This is a genomic window from Gracilibacillus saliphilus (assembly GCF_010994085.1).
Lineage (GTDB): Bacteria > Bacillota > Bacilli > Bacillales > Amphibacillaceae > Gracilibacillus > Gracilibacillus lacisalsi.
Genome location: NZ_WJEB01000021.1, coordinates 37,401 through 56,197, shown reverse-complemented (window position 1 = coordinate 56,197; position 18,797 = coordinate 37,401). Strand labels below are relative to the sequence as shown.

13 protein-coding genes and 1 pseudogene are annotated in these 18,797 nt (G+C 38.6%); 11 read left to right on the top strand and 3 right to left on the bottom strand.

What is annotated here, in order from left to right; translation table 11 throughout:
* Positions 1-254 precede the first annotated feature (254 nt).
* From GHT08_RS14235 to uvsE, 9 genes and pseudogenes are all read left to right on the top strand, one after another.
* The gene (locus GHT08_RS14235; RefSeq protein ID WP_163582053.1) at positions 255-1,004 is read left to right on the top strand and encodes an alpha/beta fold hydrolase; all 750 of its coding nucleotides are present in this window, start codon (positions 255-257) and stop codon (positions 1,002-1,004) included.
* A gap of 9 nt (positions 1,005-1,013) precedes the next feature.
* Positions 1,014-1,607 (top strand): TetR/AcrR family transcriptional regulator, encoded by a 594-nt coding sequence (locus GHT08_RS14230; protein ID WP_163582052.1) that lies wholly within the window; start codon positions 1,014-1,016, stop codon positions 1,605-1,607.
* 368 nt (positions 1,608-1,975) lie between these two features.
* Entirely contained in the window at positions 1,976-3,586 is a 1,611-nt protein-coding gene (locus GHT08_RS14225; protein WP_163582051.1) for an FMN-binding glutamate synthase family protein, read from the top strand.
* 18 nt (positions 3,587-3,604) lie between these two features.
* On the top strand, positions 3,605-5,236 hold the full coding sequence (locus GHT08_RS14220; RefSeq protein ID WP_163582050.1) for an acetolactate synthase large subunit: 1,632 nt from the start codon (positions 3,605-3,607) through the stop codon (positions 5,234-5,236).
* Positions 5,237-5,249: 13 nt separating this feature from the next.
* Positions 5,250-6,689, top strand: coding sequence for an aldehyde dehydrogenase family protein (locus GHT08_RS14215; RefSeq protein ID WP_163582049.1), 1,440 nt, complete (start codon positions 5,250-5,252; stop codon positions 6,687-6,689).
* Positions 6,690-6,887: 198 nt separating this feature from the next.
* Positions 6,888-7,337 carry a Dps family protein gene (locus GHT08_RS14210; protein WP_163582048.1) on the top strand — a complete coding sequence of 150 codons (450 nt, stop codon included), beginning with the start codon at positions 6,888-6,890 and terminating at the stop codon, positions 7,335-7,337.
* 211 nt (positions 7,338-7,548) lie between these two features.
* Entirely contained in the window at positions 7,549-9,087 is a 1,539-nt protein-coding gene (locus GHT08_RS14205; RefSeq protein ID WP_163582047.1) for a BCCT family transporter, read from the top strand.
* 227 nt (positions 9,088-9,314) lie between these two features.
* On the top strand, positions 9,315-11,012 hold the full coding sequence (locus GHT08_RS14200) for a methyl-accepting chemotaxis protein (RefSeq protein WP_238343582.1): 1,698 nt from the start codon (positions 9,315-9,317) through the stop codon (positions 11,010-11,012).
* A 400-nt stretch (positions 11,013-11,412) separates the two neighbouring features.
* Positions 11,413-12,366 (top strand): annotated as a pseudogene (gene uvsE, locus GHT08_RS14195) (UV DNA damage repair endonuclease UvsE).
* A gap of 73 nt (positions 12,367-12,439) precedes the next feature.
* Here the strand turns inward: uvsE and GHT08_RS14190 are convergent.
* The gene (locus GHT08_RS14190) at positions 12,440-13,540 is read right to left on the bottom strand and encodes a PRK06851 family protein (protein ID WP_163582046.1); all 1,101 of its coding nucleotides are present in this window, start codon (positions 13,538-13,540) and stop codon (positions 12,440-12,442) included.
* 279 nt (positions 13,541-13,819) lie between these two features.
* Between GHT08_RS14190 and GHT08_RS14185 the strand changes: the two genes are divergently transcribed.
* Positions 13,820-14,719, top strand: a complete 900-nt coding sequence (locus GHT08_RS14185) for a nuclease-related domain-containing protein (protein ID WP_163582045.1) — start codon at positions 13,820-13,822, stop codon at positions 14,717-14,719.
* A gap of 15 nt (positions 14,720-14,734) precedes the next feature.
* Here GHT08_RS14185 and GHT08_RS14180 read toward each other — a convergent pair whose 3' ends face one another.
* Entirely contained in the window at positions 14,735-15,709 is a 975-nt protein-coding gene (locus GHT08_RS14180; protein WP_163582044.1) for an electron transfer flavoprotein subunit alpha/FixB family protein, read from the bottom strand.
* 15 nt (positions 15,710-15,724) lie between these two features.
* Entirely contained in the window at positions 15,725-16,492 is a 768-nt protein-coding gene (locus GHT08_RS14175; RefSeq protein WP_163582043.1) for an electron transfer flavoprotein subunit beta/FixA family protein, read from the bottom strand.
* Positions 16,493-16,654: 162 nt separating this feature from the next.
* Between GHT08_RS14175 and GHT08_RS14170 the strand changes: the two genes are divergently transcribed.
* Positions 16,655-18,796 (top strand): (Fe-S)-binding protein, encoded by a 2,142-nt coding sequence (locus GHT08_RS14170; RefSeq protein WP_163582042.1) that lies wholly within the window; start codon positions 16,655-16,657, stop codon positions 18,794-18,796.
* Position 18,797 lies beyond the last annotated feature (1 nt).

Sequence of the window (18,797 nt, the reverse complement as noted above, 5' to 3'; positions counted from 1 at the left end):
CTTTGGTAAGCAAAGAGCGCATACCAAAGTGGATCTTAGTCGAAAATCATCCCGTAGGAGTGGAAGTGGACAAGCCGCAGCGGTTGTTGCGCCTATTATTCATGTCAAAATAACTACTTTGGACAGGACCGGGTGGGCTTTCCCGGTTTTTCTTAAAAGGATTTTTCGTTCTTCCTGTTTTATTATTGACTAAACGTTCGGTCAATAATAAAATGGATATGGTTATGAAATATAAATTGGATGGAGGGTTTACCATGGATTTGTATTATCAAGTAACTGGAGAAGGGCATCCTATTGTACTGCTACATAGTGGAGGGACAGATCGGAGAGACTGGACATTTTTAGCTCCACGAATAGCTCAATATTATAAAGTCGTTACCTTTGACGTGCGTGGAATTGGAAAATCACCATCACCAAATGGCAGTGTCAATTATGTTGAGGATTTATTATTACTTATGGATCACCTAGAGCTAGAGTCGGCGACGCTTGTTGGTCATTCAATAGGAGGGCAAATTGCAACAGAGTTTGCGTTGCATTACCCGGAAAAAGTAAAAAATCTGATTTTAATAGCACCATCTTTATCAGGTTTCCATTATTCTGAAGCATTTAATGAGTATATTAACAGCATTAATCGGGTTACTCCAGACATCGATCAAATGCTTGATGTCTCTTTGAGTGGTTCGTTGTATCAAGTTGTCATGTCAGGGCCACATCGAGATAGAATGATTCAAATGCATCGAGATTACTTTAATCGGATTTTAACATGGCCTCATTTTGAAATGATCTGGCCGCAACCACCTGCTGTTGAGAGATTAGATGAATTATCGATGAATACATTGTTTATTATAGGTGAAAAAGATTTTCAAGATAATCATCGTGTAGCAGAACATTTTAAAAAAGTTCCCAATGTCAGTTTATCCGAAATAGCGAATGCAGACCACATGGTAACACTTACGCATCCAGATACGTTATTTGTAAAGATTGATAATCTTATAAAGGAATGATCTGTACTTATGCCAAGAACACCCGAAGAAAATGAACGAATTCGTCAAAAAGCAAAAGAAAATATCCGAAACAAAGCGATGAAACTGTTCATTAATCAAGGATATCATGCGACTTCTATTAGTGATATAGCGAAAGAAGCAGAAATCTCTAAAGGCTTACTTTACAATTACTTCAAAGGAAAAGAAGACCTACTCGCAACGATTGTGGAAGAACGGATTATAAAATTAATCGAAGTGATGGAAGCTGCTTTAGCACTTGATACACCAGCTGACCAACTAAGATATGTTGTAAATCATGCGATTGATAATGTTTACACAAATCCTCAAGTTCATCGCTTTTTTCTACACTTACAAACACAACCAGAGGCTGATAAAGAGTTAATTAAATATAGTAAACGGATTGTCGAGGAAAATGCAAGGCAGTTTGAGTTACAATGTGAAATGTTTGAAAATCTAGGAGTTGCCAATCCTCGAGAGAGATCTTTATATTTTTCGTCTTCCTTGCAAGGTGTAATGTTGATGATTGCCACTTATCCTCAGAAATTTCCGGTTGAAGAGATTAAAACACAAATCATAGAGAAATTCTGCCAATCATCAATATAATAAGCTTATTATATTACTTAATAAAGTGTAATCATCTTAATGGTTAGCCAAACATAATTATTGTAAAAAGACAGGCAAATTAGCCTGTCTTTTTTTGCTGAATAAATTAATATACCGCCAATTTGTAACTTTTTTTATTAAACTAACTTTCTGTCTTAGTTTCGGCCATTCATAATAATGAAACAACAGGTCAAACTAAAGTTAGCAATATGATCACGGTGTTAATCGCCTGTATGCCCCCCACTTCAAGTAACACAAGGATGTTAGGAGGGGGATAACAGACGCTAACACCCTAATAAGTTTCGCTATCCATCAGTGTGGGTGGTTCCCCCACTGATGGAAGTCTCACTTTATGGGAGGAATGGTATGTGAATATCGCCAACTTTATGACGATCATAGGATTTGTAGTTTGTACGGTTGTAATACTTCTACTCTTAGTGGTTGGATTGTATTTATTTACAATAGACAAAAGACAAAAACAACATCCTATTCTTCGTAATTATCCTTTAATTGGAAGGGCTAGATATTTCTTAGAGAATATCGGACCTGAGTTACGCCAATATTTATTTCATAATAACCGCGAGGGTGAGCCTTTTTCACGAGACGACTATCAGCATATAGTGAAAAAGGCAAAATACAAACGAGATGTCCTTGGGTATGGATCACAACGCGATTTTGACGAGCCTGGATATTATATTCGTAATTCTCTCTTCCCTAAATTAACGGAAGAATTAAAGATAGATCGTAAGACAAAAGTGACAACAGAGCGCTACCTGTTGCTTAATGAACCTTTGTTTGCTCAAAGAAAAGAGCGGTTGGATAAGGATGATTCCCCAGTTTATTTATTGGAAGATGATGATGCAATTGTGATCGGTGAACAAACAAGGCATCCATTTAAGGCTAAAGGACAGATCGGTATGTCTGCGATGAGTTACGGTTCCTTAGGTGATAGAGCTATTACTGCTCTATCAGAAGGATTAGGTATTGCGAAAGGAACATGGATGAATACCGGTGAAGGTGGGATTTCTGATTACCATCTCAAGGGTGGGGTAGATATTATTATGCAAATCGGGCCCGGTTTATTTGGTGTAAGAGATAAGGAAGGAAACTTTAGTTGGGATGCAATACTAGAGAAAAGCAACATGCCAGAAGTAAAAGCGTTTGAAATTAAATTAGGGCAAGGTGCCAAAACACGTGGTGGCCATATTGACGCAGAGAAAGTGACCGAAGAAATTGCCAGGATAAGAATGGTGGAGCCTTATAAGTCGATTGACAGTCCCAATCGTTTTCGTGAATTCAGTGACTTACCTTCCTTATTTAAGTTTTTAGAAAAGATTCGTGAACATACGGGAAAACCTGTAGGCATGAAGGTTGTCATTGGAAGTAGTCAGGAGGCTGATGAACTCGCCAAAGCGATTAAGGATACGGGGATGGGACCAGACTTCATCACAATAGATGGTGGGGAGGGCGGAACAGGTGCATCCTATCAAGAATTAGCGGACAGTGTGGGATTACCGATTCGGTCGGCGTTACCATTAGTCGATAATGCCCTTCGGAAGTATGGTGTGCGAGATAAGTTAAAGATTATTGCATCTGGGAAAATGTTTTCACCCGACCGGATTGCCATTGCACTTGCTATGGGAGCAGATCTTGTCAATATCGCTAGAGCGTTTATGATAACAGTTGGATGTATCCAAGCATTACAGTGTCAATCCAATTCATGTCCGGTCGGCGTCGCAACGACAGATCCTGATCTGCAAAAAGGGCTTGTGATTGAAGAGAAAAAATGGCGTACGGCAAATTATTTAATTACCATGCGTAAAGGTCTATTCCGGTTAGCTGCAGCAGCAGGCTTAGATTCACCGACTAAATTCACACGAGAACACATTGTTTATCGAGACGAAAAGGGTAGGACATGGTCATTAGACGATATCTATCAAGCAATGGTACGGCCGAAGGATATAAACGATATTTCTTAAAAGAAGAAGGTGTAATTAATGAAAGTAGCAGAACTATTGATCAAAAGTTTAGAACATGAAGGAGTCGAATATATTTTTGGGGTACCAGGTGAAGAAAATATTGATGTAATGGACGCCCTTCATGACTCCACGATTCAATTTATTGTAACACGTCATGAAACGAGTGCAGCATTTATGGCGGGAACATACGGAAAATTGACGGGGAAACCAGGTGTATGTTTGGCAACACTTGGCCCAGGTGCAACCAATTTATTAACCGGTGTTGCCAATGCCAACATGGATCTCTGTCCGATCGTGGCGATCACAGCACAAGCTGGTCTAGGTCGTCAGCATAAGGTTTCCCATCAACATTACGATATGGTATCTGTTTATGATGAAGTAACTAAATGGAATACCCAGATAAAAACGCCTGACGTAGTTCCTGAAGTGGTACGGAAAGCATTTAAAGTTGCTACGGAGGAAAAGACCGGAGCAACGCATATTGAACTCCCAGAAGATGTTGCAAAGATGGATATTGAGAGTTCACCTCTAAATATTGTGCCTCATCATCTTTCAGAGGCGGATGAACCAGTAACTAATGAGGCGGCCAAAATAATAGAACAAGCGAAGCACCCACTCCTATTAGTTGGGAATGGTGTAACAAGAGGGGATGCTGCTGATGAGTTGAGGTCTCTAGTAAAGACGGCAAATCTCCCTGTTGTTCATACTTTCATGGGAAAAGGTGCAATACCGTGGACTGATGAACATAGTCTACTCACTGCAGGGATAGGCGGTAATGATTATATTGCTTGTGGATTTAACGAGTCTGACCTGATCATTGCTATTGGTTTTGATATGGCTGAGTATTCACCAAAAAGTTGGAATCCTGAGGGCAAAACCCCTATCCTGCACATTGATACAAAGGAAGCAGAAATTGATGCATGCTATCCTGTACAATTAAATCTTGTAGGTAATATTAAAGAGAATATCAAAAATCTAAACAAGGCAATTACTGAAAAAGAAAGAGATTTAACTTGGGTGTCACATGTTCGCAACGAAGCACTAACTGAACTAGAAACGTCTAAAAGCGACATCGAATTTCCTGTGAAACCACAAAAGATTATTGCTGATTTGCGTTCTGTATTGGAGGAAGACAGTATTGTTATCTCTGATGTAGGAGCACACAAAATGTGGATCGCTAGAATGTACCATTGTTATCAACCGAATACATGCTTAATTTCGAATGGTTTAGCATCAATGGGTGTTGCAGTGCCTAGTGCCATTGCTGCCAAAATGGTTCACCCAGAACGTCAGGTAGTTGCTGTATGTGGTGATGGATCATTTCAAATGACGAGTGCAGAATTAGAAACTGCGAAACGCTTAAACTTACCGATTGTGATTCTTTTATGGCGTGATGAAGGTTACGGTTTAATTGAATGGCATCAAATGAAAGCTTTCAACCGTTCATCCCATATTAAATTTGGCAATCCAGATTTTGTTCAGTTAGCAAAGTCTTATGGATTCGAAGGACTGACTGTTGAAAAGACTGAAGAATTGAAATCAACCATAGACAAAGCGTTATCGTTGAACAAGCCTGTACTTATTGATTGTCCAGTTGATTATCGTGAAAATATGAAGCTTACCGAAAAGCTAGGAAATATTATTTGTTAACGGAGGTCATACTATGATGAAAATAGGTTCCATTGTCAACGGTCAAGAACGAATAGAAGATAATCGTGAAATAGTAGCTGTCCACAATCCTTTTGATAATGAAAAAGTAGCGGAATTAAAACTTGCCACTAAGAAAGACCTCGAAGACGCTGTAACCATTAGCTTTGAGAAGTTTCATTCCGAAATGAAGGTTATGCCAGCCCATCAACGTGCTGATATTTTACGAAAAGCTGCCGATTTGTTAATAGATAAAACGGAGGATTTTGCAACCATTATTAGCAAGGAAGCAGGTAAACCAATTAAGTATAGCCGCGGTGAAGTCGAGCGGTCTATTCAAGTTCTCCGATTTGCTTCTGAATTAGCCAAAAATATTCCCGGGGAAATAATACCTATGGATGCTGCTATTGGTGGCGAACATCGTATGGGTATAGTCAAGCGTGAGCCTTTAGGTGTAGTAGGAGCCATCACACCGTTTAACTTCCCATTAAACCTTTCCCTTCATAAACTTGCACCTGCTCTAGCAGCGGGTAACACAGTCGTATTTAAACCGGCAGAAAAAACACCGATTTCCGCCTATATGCTCGTAAAGCTGTTTCAAGAAGCAGGATTGCCAGAAGGTGTCATTAATCTACTTATTGGAACTGGTGAAGAAGTTGGCTCACCGCTTGTGACACATGACAAAGTTGCTAAAATCAGCTTTACTGGCAGCCTTCCAGTAGGTAAGAACATCAGGGAAACAGCAGGATTTAAGAAGGTTACTTTAGAGCTTGGTTCTAATTCACCAAACCTATTATTTGAGGATGCCAACATTGATTATGCTACAACAGAATTAGTAAAAGGTGCTTTTGCATTCTCTGGTCAAGTCTGTATTTCTGCACAACGTATTTATGTCCATAGGGAAATTTATGCTGCATTCTTGGAGGCCTATATCCAAAAAACAAAAGCATTACGAATGGGTGATCCCATCAGTGAGGAAACCGACATTGGTCCGATGATTAATGAAGAAGAAGCTAAGCGGGCTAAAGAGTGGATTGATGATGCAGTAGACAAGGGTGCGAGGATTGCGGTTGGTGGTGAAAGAAATGGCACGATTTTATCACCTACGATCATGACTGATGTGGACGAAAATATGAAAATCATTGCAGAAGAGGTATTTGCTCCTATTGTATCGGTCATCCCATTTAATACAGAAGAAGAAGCAATCCAGTATTCCAATGATTCCATTTACGGACTACAAGCTGGTGTTTTTACAAAAGATATTAACCGAGCATTACGTGTTGCAGATCGATTAGAAATGGGTGGAGTTTGGATCAATGAAATCTCAACGTATAGGCAGGATAATCATCCGTATGGTGGCGTGAAGCAAAGTGGTGTTGGAAGAGAAGGCGTAAAATACGCGATAGAAGACATGACAGAAATAAAATTTATTGGGATTAAAATTGATCAGAACTAATTAGTAGGATGATCTGAATTCTACGATGAAACACTCACAAATGTTGGAAGCATTTTAGTGAGTGTTTCTGTATCAAGGAAGAAACAGTATCTTTATATGAGCTAGCCAAAAAAAATTTGCGAGTGTAGTATCTTATGTATAAATCCATAAAACTTCGCGAAAATAAGGTTTATAAAATGTGTTAAAAGGTGGGTTTATATGGATAATCAAAGATTAATTAATTTTTTGAACCAATTATTATCAAATCATTTCGTGTTATACGTTAAGTTACATCGCTATCACTGGTTTGTTCAAGGGAGGCATTTCTTTCAGCTCCATGCTACTTTTGAAGAAATGTACAATCAAATTGCTGAAGATTTAGATGAAGTGGCAGAAAGAATTTTAGCAATTGATGGAAAGCCTCTGGCAGTCATGTCAAAGTTTTTAGAAGAAGCTACATTAGTGGAAGCGAACGCTGATGATAAAGAGAATGAGATTATTCAACAACTAATGGATGATTATAAGCAAATTATTGCTGAAATTCAGAATGATGGATTACCTCTAGCAAGTGAAAATAACGATGAGCCAACAGCTGATTTATTAATTGCTTTACAAGGGAAGTATGAAAAATATGTATGGATGTTATCGGCATACCTAGCATACGAATAATCTGGTTTACTAATCCTCATTAAGAACAAGCTGCTCATGGTTGAAAGTGTAAGATGTTTTTGACTTATTTTCCTCACTAACCTATAATTGAGTGTCTGTGATTACATACACAAAAATTTCTCGTTACTTTTTTGAATTAATAAGTTTATGGATATAGGACATGAATAATAAATGATAAAAAGTTATGTGGCATTATTATAGGAGGACAAGAATGGATGAAAGTACTAGGAAGAAGAAAAAATTAGATTGGATGACGTTGTTTGTAAGTGGAGGACTGCTTTTACTCTTCGTCATCGCTTCCATTTTTAATGAAAAATTAGTGGGGAAGTGGATCAGTGATTCCTTCTCTTTTACAGCGAAATATTTTGGAGCATATTGGCAAGTGTTACTGCTCGTAATGTTTGTCATTGGATTGATATTAGCTTTTAGCAAATATGGAAAAGTACGACTGGGCAAAATGGAGCGGCCGGAGAATAGCAATTTTCGTTGGATTTCTATGATTTTATGTACATTGTTAGCCAGTGGAGGAGTTTTTTGGGCTGCGGCTGGACCGATGTATCATTATTTGACAACACCTCCGCTGTTTACAGGTATTGAAGAAGGGACAGTGTCTGCAACATTTCCTGCAATGGCACAAAGTTATCTGCACTGGGGCTTCTCAGCTTGGGCAAGTTTGGGTACCTTGACAGTGATTGTGCTTATGTATGCCCATTATCACAAAGGCTATCCACTTAAGCCACGAACCTTTTTGTACCCAATGTTTGGTAAGAAAATTTTTAAAAATAGTTTTCTTGGCTCTTTGGCTGATATTGTATCCATTATAGCAACAGCGGCTGGAACAATAGGACCAATCGGTTTTCTAGGACTTCAGGTCGGTTATGGATTAGAAGCGGTATGGGGGATTTCAAATACTTTTACTACACAGTCTTTGATCATTATCTTTTTAGTTGTAATTGCTTCAATTTCGGCGGCCACTGGTATTGAGCGCGGTATTCAATTGCTCAGCCGAGTGAATGTTAGTTTGGTTGTTGTTTTAATGGCCACCATGTTAATTCTCGGTCCGACCTTGTACATTATCGACTTATTTATCGGTTCAGAAGCCTTCTATCTACAAAACTTTTTGACGATGAGTTTATATCGAGTAGATCAGGCTTGGCTTGGTTCATGGACAATTTTCTTCTGGGGTTGGTTTATTGGTTATGGTCCAATGATGGCTATCTTTATCAGCAGAATATCTCGAGGAAGAACAATAAGAGAATTGATTATCGCTGTCTCCCTTATTGCTCCAATTGTTAGTAATTTTTGGTTCACTGTAGTTGGTGGTTCAGGTATTTTTTATGAAAGGGAAAACCCGGGTTCTGTTTCAACCGCACTAAATGAAAGTGGTATGCCGGCAACTGTGATGGCAATCATGGATCAAATCCCATTTGGAATCGTACTAGCGATTGGTTTTATCATTGTATCGGTTATTTTTGTTGCGACAACGGCTGACTCCATGTCTTATACTGTTGCGGTGACTTTAAGTGGTACTAATGAGCCTAATCGATTCATTCGAGTCTTTTGGGCCCTAATGTTTGGAGGGGTTGCTGTTTCCCTGTTAGCGATTGGCGAGGAATCAGTCGGTACACTGCAAAACTTTATTGTCGTAACAGCAGCTCCAGTATCATTACTTCTTCTCCCATCACTATGGGATGCACCAAGGCTAGCGAAGCAAATGGCGAAAGAGCAAAATATTATTAATAGAAAATAGTGAAAAGCTGCCTTTTATATCTTAAGGCAGCTTTTTTATAGTGATATCCTCAAACCTGATATCTGCTCTAACAGGGGTGCTTTATTGCCAGATTCATCACTCCATCATTTTAAAAAAATAGGATATTTTGTCGAAAAAACTACAATAAACCTAGAATTTTGTCGATATAGTAAGTAAGTCAAAGTTTATTTGTACTTACAACTATAAAGCATGGAGGGGAAAACGGTATGAAAAAAATATTTCAATTTAAGAGCATTAAAACGAAGATAATGGCATTTTTCTCCCTGATAACGATTTTAGTTTTAGGGGTTGGTTTTTATTTAATTTATTCGATTAGTGATATGACAAAAGAAACGGAACAACTGGCTAATAAGGAAATTCCATTACTTGCGACAGATTTTAAATTGTTGAGTGTGCTTACTAGTCAGCAAAATGAATTAAGAGGATATTTAATTTCTGGAGATGAAGGCCATGAAGAAGCTTTTATAGGTATGCGGGAAGCTGCATTAGGTTTTAAAGAGGACTTATTAGACATAACGAATAATAATACTACTATGGAATTAACCGAGAACATTGATCAAGTATATAATATAGTAGATGAGGAATTCCTTCCGGCAATGCATGCAGGAGAAACGGAAGAAGCTGCTCAGTTATTGGAAGAGAAAATAGATCCATTAATTGAAGAAACATCGAATGGGTTTTTAGATTTAGCTCTGACTAGAGAGGCAGAGAGTAAAGAAAGTAGTCAGTTAGCTCTGGAACATGCTGAATCCAATTCAATCATCGCAATTATTTCCGGCATTGTGTTACTTATTATTATTGTTTTATTATCAATTTTTGTTCCAAGAGTCATTGCTAAACCAATTATCCAATTAAAAGAACGAATGGACTTAATTGCGAGTGGCGATTTAAGCAGTGAACCATTAATTACAAAATCAAAAGATGAGATTGCTGACTTAATTGAGGCGTCTAATCGTGTAAATAATAATTTGAAAGACATGTTGAATCAAATAACTACCGTATCGAAAACTCTCAATGATCAAAGTTATGAATTAATGCAATCATCTAACAATGTGAAAGAGGGTAGCGAACAAGTAGTTAGTACTATGCAAGAGTTAGCAAGTGGTTCAGAATCGCAAGCAAATACAACCAGTGATCTAGCTAATTCGATGAATGATTTTAGTAATAAAGTAAAGGAAGCAAATAATAGTGGTGAGACTGTTTATTCTTCTTCACAAGAGGTTCTTCAGTTAACAAATGAAGGTAGTGAACTGATGAATTCATCTATTGATCAAATGGGGATCATTGATGCAATTGTAAAAGAATCAGTTGATAAGGTAAATGGACTAGATAAGCAATCACAAGAAGTCTCTAAGCTCGTCAATGTTATTAAGGACATTGCTGAACAAACGAATTTGTTGGCATTAAATGCAGCAATTGAAGCTGCACGTGCCGGGGAGCAAGGGAAGGGCTTTGCAGTAGTTGCTGATGAAGTACGGAAACTAGCAGAGCAAGTATCCTTATCTGTCACAGATATAACACAAATAGTAAATGATATTCAACAGGAAACTGGATCTGTGACAGAATCTTTACAAAATGGTTATAAAGAAGTAGAAAGTGGAAGAAATACAATTATCTCTACTGGGAAAACCTTTGAAGGAATTAATAGTTCTCTCTCTGAAATGGCGAACGGAATTAAATATATTTCTGAGAATTTAAGAGATATTGCAGGAAACAGTGATGAGATCAATAAGTCAATTGAAGATATTGCTTCTGTATCTGAAGAATCAGCTGCAGGAATTGAAGAAACCTCAGCAACCATTGATCAAACAGGGAACTCAATTGAGCAAGTGACCTTAAGTGCTAATCATTTAAATAAGCTATCGAATAATTTAAATGAATTAATTAAAAATTTTAAGTTGTAAGAATTTTATAATAGACAATTTATGACCGAATGAAAGGCAATGTTCTACTAAATAGAAACATTGCCTTTTTGGTAATATAGGAAAGTATCCGCAGTATCAACGCATTTGTAAGCAGAGTAGCCATTTTGAAATAGCTTGTACAGGAAACCATCGCTGCGGCTGTCCACTTCCCTTTCCAGGGGATTTTCGCCTAAGCTAACTTTGGTAAACAAAGAGCGCTTACCAAAGTGGATCTTAGTCGAAAATCATCCCGTAGGAGTGGAAGTGCACGGCAATGCCGAACTGATCCTGTTTTTATAATCAGGGAAAGTGCCGATCAATCCTTATGCCATGATAATGAATGAGACTGTCTTTTTGCTTCAAACTAATTCCATATACAATCAAAAGTTGGTGTCAAACAATGATCCTTAGGTTCGGTTATGTCTCAACTGCGCTTTCACTTTGGGAAGCATCTCCTTCTCGAACGTTAACGTTTACGAATTGGAAGAAATTAAGTAAAGAGGCAAGAAGAGAAAAACTTTATTATCTTACAGAACAAAACCTAAGAAATACCATTCGTATATTACATTATAATATTGCACATGGTATAGATGTTTATCGAATGTCGTCCTCACTTGTACCACTCGCTACACACCCAGAGGTAAGATGGGACTTTATAACTCCTTTTACCGCCCTTTTTAAGGAGATTGGTGTACTAGTACAAAAACATTAGCTACGTGTCAGTTTTCATCCGAATCAATTTACTTTGTTCACTAGTTCAAAGAACCATGTCACAGAGAATGCGATTGTGGATATGACTTATCACTATGATATATTGAGAGCGATGGGATTAGAAAGTAAAGCAACTATAAACCTTCATGTAGGTGGTGCTTATGGTAACAAAGAAGAGGCGATCGAGCAATTTAGTCAAAATTTTTTAAAGCTTGATAAGAATATACGTATGCAAACGACTTTAGAAAACGATGATAAGACCTATACAGCAAAAGAAACGTTAAAGATTTGTGAGAAGAACGGTCTCCCTTTTGTGTTCGATTATCATCACCATTGGGTGAACTCCGGAAAAGAGTCATGGGAGGAGTTACTCCCGAAAATTTTCGCTACTTGGGAAGGAACAGGCCACCCACCTAAATTTCACTTATCTTCTCCTAAATCGGAAAAGCAGATCAGAGCACATGCTGATTATGTAGATATTGATTTTGCCAAAAATTTCATAAAACCTTTAAAAGCGTTTGGAAAATCCGCAGATATCATGATTGAAGCGAAAGCGAAGGATAGGGCAGCTTTAAAGCTCATAGAAGACCTTAGTAAGTTGCGTGGTTTTAAAAGATTGAGTGGAGGAGCGATGGAGGTATAGAATCTTCTTTTTGCAAAAGGAGCGGATTTATTGTTGATAGTCCGCTCCATGTATAGAAGCACATATAAAATGATTAAGTATCTGCTGCTATTTGTTCAATATCTTTATAAATAGTAGAATAAATCTTATCGACGACCGTAAAATCTACTGCATCGATATAAATAGCTTCTAATTTATCATGTAAGGCCTTGGCTTCCTTCAAATAAGTGATGCCATCTTTCATTCGTTGCTTGTAGCGTTTGGTGTAATAAGTAATATCTGATTCATATTTTTCATCCGTACCAGGAGTAATGGTTTGCTCGTATAGGTCAACAATTTCATCACCTTGACGCTCAGGGAAATATTCATGCGGATCGGTACTATCAAATACACAGACACCTAGCTCTCGGATAACAACCATATCGATACTTTCCGGGTCAAATCCGCAGTGATACATTTCCACATCAAAGCCACTTTCCTCCGCATTAGTGGCAACTTTTTTTAGTAGTGTTGATTTACCAGTGCCAGCACGCCCTTTGATAAAGTAACGTTTTGTCAACTCTTCGGTAATGGAGGGAATAAAATCAACCACACCTTCAGGGGTAGAGGCACCGAAAAAGCGATGTCGCACGATACCATTTCCGTGAATACTTGCTTTATCGAGCAGAATCTTTTGAATTAATTCGTCAGTGACTTGATTAGCTTTGTCAAAATCCATCTCATTAATATATATTTCCTCTAAGTAATCGTGAAGGTGAAGCCCATCTGCAAAACAGTCATAAGCTGTTTGAAATGCAGCACTTATTTGTGTTTGCAACTCAACGATGTCATCTTTATTTGCTTTTAGCTTTGTATTATCCCAAGCAACTCCGAGATTAACATACTGTTCAATTGCCCCAGGGGCCTTTGGCTCTAAAACATGTGGAGCAGTTGCATCAAAAATTCCAAAATGAAGCGTGGGGATAATAAACCCATCTAAAGAATCATTATCTGATGAACAATGAATTCGCTCAATATTATAACCTTGCTTTCCCCATGCATCTGCTAGCTTTTTCATCATTGTAGATTTTCCTGTTGCAGGACCACCTTTTAATAGATATATATTTTCTAACCCTTGCATATTTGACTCAAACAGGTTGTAGAATCCCTTTGCCGTGTTGCCACCAGCATAGTAGTTAATCACTTTCCCCGACAAAATCATCACCCCTTTGTAAAAAAAGATTTACACATTAGCCTATGCGATCGTGGAACTATCTGACACTTTTGGAGAAGGGATAATTTAAGTACCAAAATTCACTCGCATGAAGTCAAAATGGTACTAAAAAGACAATTAAGTACCAAAAATAAAAATTATCTGATTAAAATGGTACTTAATGCACGATTAAGTACCAAAATGACTCCCCATGAACACCATTTTGGTACTTAAATACTAATTATGAAACATGTTATAATATGTAAAAATGGGAGGGATTTCATGATAGCAAAGCAAAGGGAAAAGCCTGACGAATTAATCGCTTATGAACTATTATCTAAACGCAAACAATTAAGTGAGCAAGAAAAGAGACGATACCGAAGTTTAGCTAAAGGTTTTGAAGGGGAGGTTATGTTTGATACTTATTTAGATAAATTAGCAGGAGAGCATATCATATTAAAAGATTTACTAATACATCATAATAAATATTGTCAAATCGATTCAATTTTATTAAAAAATGGCAAGATTTACTTATTCGAAATAAAAAATTTCATCGGAGAATACTATTGGGACGATGATAATTTATTTATGTTGAACCAAGTAGAAATCGATAATCCGCTAGTTCAACGTGATCGAGCCCATTCCATTCTACGGCGCTTACTACAGTCGCTTGATATAAGACTCCCCTTAGTTTCCTACTTAATATTTGTGAACCCCGAATGTTCTATCTTTCAAGCCCCTTTAGATAAACAGATTATTTTACCAACGCAAATGAATCGCTTCATCAAGCAATTTCCTATTACCGCAAACATTACCTCGCAAGAAAAAGAAGCTTCAGAAAAGCTGGCAGCAAATCACATCGAACATTATCCATTTAATCAGTTTCCATCCTATCAATATGATCAATTAGAAAAAGGAATTCCATGTTATCAATGTGGGGAAATGGCAACATATCCGCAGAAACAAGGCATCGAATGTCGTTTATGCGGTAACTTGGAAAAGGGGAGTGAAGTTATTATGCGTATTTGCAGTGAATATCAGTTTTTGTTCCCGGAACGAAAAATAACCTCAACCTCCATTTATAATTGGAGTGATGGGATGATATCTAGAAGAAGAATCTTTCGAATATTACAACAATACTATGAGAAAAAAGGTGAACATAGGTGTCACTATTTTGAATGACACCTATACACATTTCTAACCTAAAACCTTCTTAAATTCATCTGTAAGTAATGGTACAACTTCAAAAAGGTCGCCAACGATTCCATAGTCAGCGATGTTGAAAATCGGTGCTTCTGGATCTTTGTTAATGGCAACGATAATCTTTGACTGACTCATGCCGGCTACATGCTGAATTGCACCGCTAATCCCGCATGCAATATAGATTTCTGGTGTAACAACTTTACCGGTTTGCCCGATTTGCAGTGAATAGTCACAGTAATCAGCATCGCAAGCACCTCTAGAGGCACCGACTGCTCCGCCGAGTACGTCAGCTAGCTCTTGTAGAGGTTTAAATCCGTCCGCACTTTTGACTCCGCGCCCGCCTGATACAACAATTTTCGCTTCTGATAAATCGACTTTTCCAGATGTATTCTGTACGACGTCTTTGATAACAGTTCGTAAAGCAGCTGGTGTAGTATATTCGATATGTTCAACTTCTGCTTTACCTCCGCTTGAATCAGCACCTGAAATATTATTTGGTCTAATGGTGACAACCCATGGGGAGCTTTGAAAAACTTTCTTTTCAAATGCTTTTCCTGCATAGATTGGTCGGGTATATACAACTTGCTCGTCGATGTTTTCGATGTTTGTGACATCCGAAATTTGTCCGGCATCGATCTTTGCTGAAATCATTGGTGCTAGATCACGACCAATAGCGGTGTGTCCCAAAATGATTCCGTCTGGATTGGAGGCATCAATCACTTGCATTACAGCAGCAAGATACGCTTCAGGGTTATATTGCTGTAAATCTGGATGATCAATAAGATAAATTTTCTCGGCACCAATACTAGAAAGGGACTCTGTTAAGCTATCTAATTGATGACCGATCACAGCGACATGGAGTTGGTCGTTTTCGCTTGAGGATAATGTTGCTGCATGTAGTGACTCATAGGTTACTTGACGCAATGCTCCACCGCGGTGCTCAGCAACGACTAGAGTGGTTTTACTCATAAGAATGCCTCCTTATTATAATACTTTTGCATCATGCTGTAGTTTTTCAACGAGTTCTTTCACTTGCTCAGCAGTCTCGCCTTTCAGAATATGACCTGCTTCTTTTTGCGGAGGAAGAGAAAGGGCTGTTCTAGCAGTTTTTGGAACTAGCTCACTTTCTTCTATATCGAGATCATCTAATGTTAATTGTTGTAGCGGTTTTCTTTTCGCTTTCATAATTCCTGGAAGGCTTGGGTAACGTGGTTCATTTAACCCTTGTTGTGCTGTGAAAACTGCAGGAAGTGTGACTTCAACTTGTTCAAGATCGCCTTCTGCATCACGGTCTGCTAGTGCTTTGTTATCACTAATATCAAGCTTTGTAATCGATCCGACATGTGGAATGTCTAAGAGTTGTGCTAATCGTATGGCTACTTGACCAGCACCATTATCAACTGAGAAGTATCCACCCAGAATGAAATCAACATTTTGGCTTTCTAAGTATGAAGCTAATACCTTTGAGATGGTGTTTTCATCTGATCCAATTCTTTCATCTGATATTAGTACGGCTTCATCAGCTCCCATTGCTAATGCTGTGCGAAGGGCTTCAGTTGTTCGCTCTGGACCTACAGCAATAACATAAACGTTTCCGCCAAGTTCCTCTCTTTTTTGGATTGCTTCTTCTACGGCATATTCGTCATATGGGTTGATGACATATTGCACGCCATCTTCGGAAATATTGCCATCTTCAACGATAATTTTTTCCTCGGTGTCGAAGGTCTGTTTCAGAATGACATAGATATCCATTTATCATTCTCCTTTCCAACATAAATGGTAAGCATTTTCTTATAATCACGTTCATATCCATAATATGAGAGCCCTTACACTTTCATGTATGTTTCTTGTAAGGTAAAGGGTGGCTCAAAAGCTTCTCTAAGCCTACTAAGTATCAGGAAGGGAGCGATTAATGTGGTTTGGCAATGGATTCAATTTCTCGCATTTCTTCTAGTAACTGGTTACTTCTTGTATTTATTTGGGAAAGTGGTTTATCGTCGTTACTTATATATTAAGTTAGGAAAGCGGGTGGAAATCGAAAAGAATTTCGATGAACGCTTGCGAACGTTTGTCTCGCAAGTATTCGGCCAATCGAAATTATTGAAGCATAAAAAAAGTGGGATCATGCATGTGATTATTTTTTATGGCTTTATCATCTTACAATTTGGTGCCTTGGATATCCTTGTCAAGGGCCTTGGGGCAGATCGACTTCCGATTCCAGGCTATCACGTCTTTAACCTCTTCCAAGAAGTAACAGTCTTTCTCATATTTCTTGCAGTTGGTTATGCAGCCTATCGCCGTTATGGGGAGAAACTACCTCGATTAAAAAGAGGAAAGAAACCGAGCATCGTTATTTATTTTATTTTTTCCTTAATGTTATCAGTTCTTTTGACACTAGGGTTAGAGCGGGTTCTACATGATCTCTCTTTTTCTTGGTACTCACCGCTTTCCTCTATGATTGCAGCGACTTTTATGTCAGTTGAAGAGATGACGGCACAGATTCTTTTTTACACGTTTTGGTGGGCACATTTGTTGATATTATTAGCGTTTTTAGTATATGTTCCGCAATCAAAACATTTTCATCTGATGGTTGCTCCGATCAACATTTTTTTAAGACGAACTGAACCGGTTGGTCAATTGAGAAGCCTTGATCTTGAAGATGAAAATGCGGAATCATTCGGTGTTGGAAAAGTAGAGGATTTCACACAACAACAATTGCTCGATTTCTATTCCTGTGTTGAATGCGGGCGCTGTACGGATGCTTGTCCAGCTTCTAATACGGGCAAGGTGCTTTCACCAATGCATCTTATTGTAAAGTTGCGTGATCACCTTACTGAAAAAGGTGCAGCGATCACATCGAAATCACCATGGGTACCGCAGACTAATTACGGTATACACAGCATTCAAGATGTTGATAGAGAGCAGGTCGAGTGGGGGAAAGGGACGACGATTCAACCGACGATGACACTCCAGCAACAAATGTGGTCGACAAGTGATAACAATGTAGAGGAGCTAAATCTCGTTGGCGATGTGATGACAGAGGAGGAGATTTGGGCATGTACGACATGTCGAAATTGCGAGGATCAATGTCCGGTCGGGAATGAGCATGTGGATAAAATCGTAGACTTGCGCCGACATTTGCTGCTCATGGAAGGTAGTGTTCCTCATGAGGGTCAACGTGCGATGCAAAACATTGAGCGTCAAGGGAATCCATGGGGAATCAATCGCAAAGATCGCGCGAAGTGGGTGGAAGACATTGACGGGATTCCGGTTCCGACAGTAAAGGAAAATCCTGATTTTGATATTCTTTATTTTGTCGGCTCAATGGGATCTTACGATAATCGCAGTCGCAAAGTGTCTCGTGCATTTGTGAGATTGCTAAATGAAGCAGGTGTCAACTTTGCGATTCTTGGCAACGAAGAGAAGAATTCCGGTGATACGCCGAGAAGAATGGGTAATGAATTACTTTTCCAAGAGTTGTGCATGGAAAACATTGCAATATTAAAGAAATACAACGTGAAAAAAATCGTTACAGCCTGTCCGCATACTTTTAATACATTGAAAAATGAATACCCAGAGTTTGGTTTAGACGGGGTTGAGGTCCTCCATCATACGGAGCTTCTCAATCAGCTAGTGAAAGATGGTCGATTAATGCCAACGTATGAATTGGATGAACGGATCACGTATCATGATTCCTGTTATCTAGGACGCTATAACAATGTATATGACCAGCCACGAGATATTCTCCGTTCGATTAAAGGTGTCGAATTAGTTGAGATGGATCGTAACCGTGAGAATGGCATGTGCTGTGGTGCAGGAGGAGGAATGATGTGGATGGAGGAAACCGCTGGAAAGCGGGTAAATCTAGCTCGCACAGAGCAGGCACTTGATGTAAATCCAACAGTGATTAGTAGTGCCTGTCCGTATTGTCTCACGATGCTAGATGATGGCACGAAAGCAATCGAAGTAGAGGATGGTGTGAAGGCAAAGGATATTGCCGAAATTTTAGAGCAAGCGGTATTTGGCGAGTCTAGCTCTAACAAACTGACAGGATGAC

Excerpts from the sequence above, each read along its gene's own strand:
- GHT08_RS14175 (WP_163582043.1), bottom strand. The coding sequence starts at position 16,492 with ATGGATATCTATGTCATTCTGAAACAGACCTTCGACACCGAGGAAAAA.
- GHT08_RS14205 (WP_163582047.1), top strand. The coding sequence starts at position 7,549 with ATGGATGAAAGTACTAGGAAGAAGAAAAAATTAGATTGGATGACGTTG.
- GHT08_RS14185 (WP_163582045.1), top strand. The coding sequence starts at position 13,820 with ATGATAGCAAAGCAAAGGGAAAAGCCTGACGAATTAATCGCTTATGAA.
- GHT08_RS14180 (WP_163582044.1), bottom strand. The coding sequence starts at position 15,709 with ATGAGTAAAACCACTCTAGTCGTTGCTGAGCACCGCGGTGGAGCATTG.
- GHT08_RS14230 (WP_163582052.1), top strand. The coding sequence starts at position 1,014 with ATGCCAAGAACACCCGAAGAAAATGAACGAATTCGTCAAAAAGCAAAA.
- GHT08_RS14210 (WP_163582048.1), top strand. The coding sequence starts at position 6,888 with ATGGATAATCAAAGATTAATTAATTTTTTGAACCAATTATTATCAAAT.
- GHT08_RS14235 (WP_163582053.1), top strand. The coding sequence starts at position 255 with ATGGATTTGTATTATCAAGTAACTGGAGAAGGGCATCCTATTGTACTG.
- GHT08_RS14215 (WP_163582049.1), top strand. The coding sequence starts at position 5,250 with ATGATGAAAATAGGTTCCATTGTCAACGGTCAAGAACGAATAGAAGAT.
- GHT08_RS14200 (WP_238343582.1), top strand. The coding sequence starts at position 9,315 with ATGAAAAAAATATTTCAATTTAAGAGCATTAAAACGAAGATAATGGCA.
- GHT08_RS14220 (WP_163582050.1), top strand. The coding sequence starts at position 3,605 with ATGAAAGTAGCAGAACTATTGATCAAAAGTTTAGAACATGAAGGAGTC.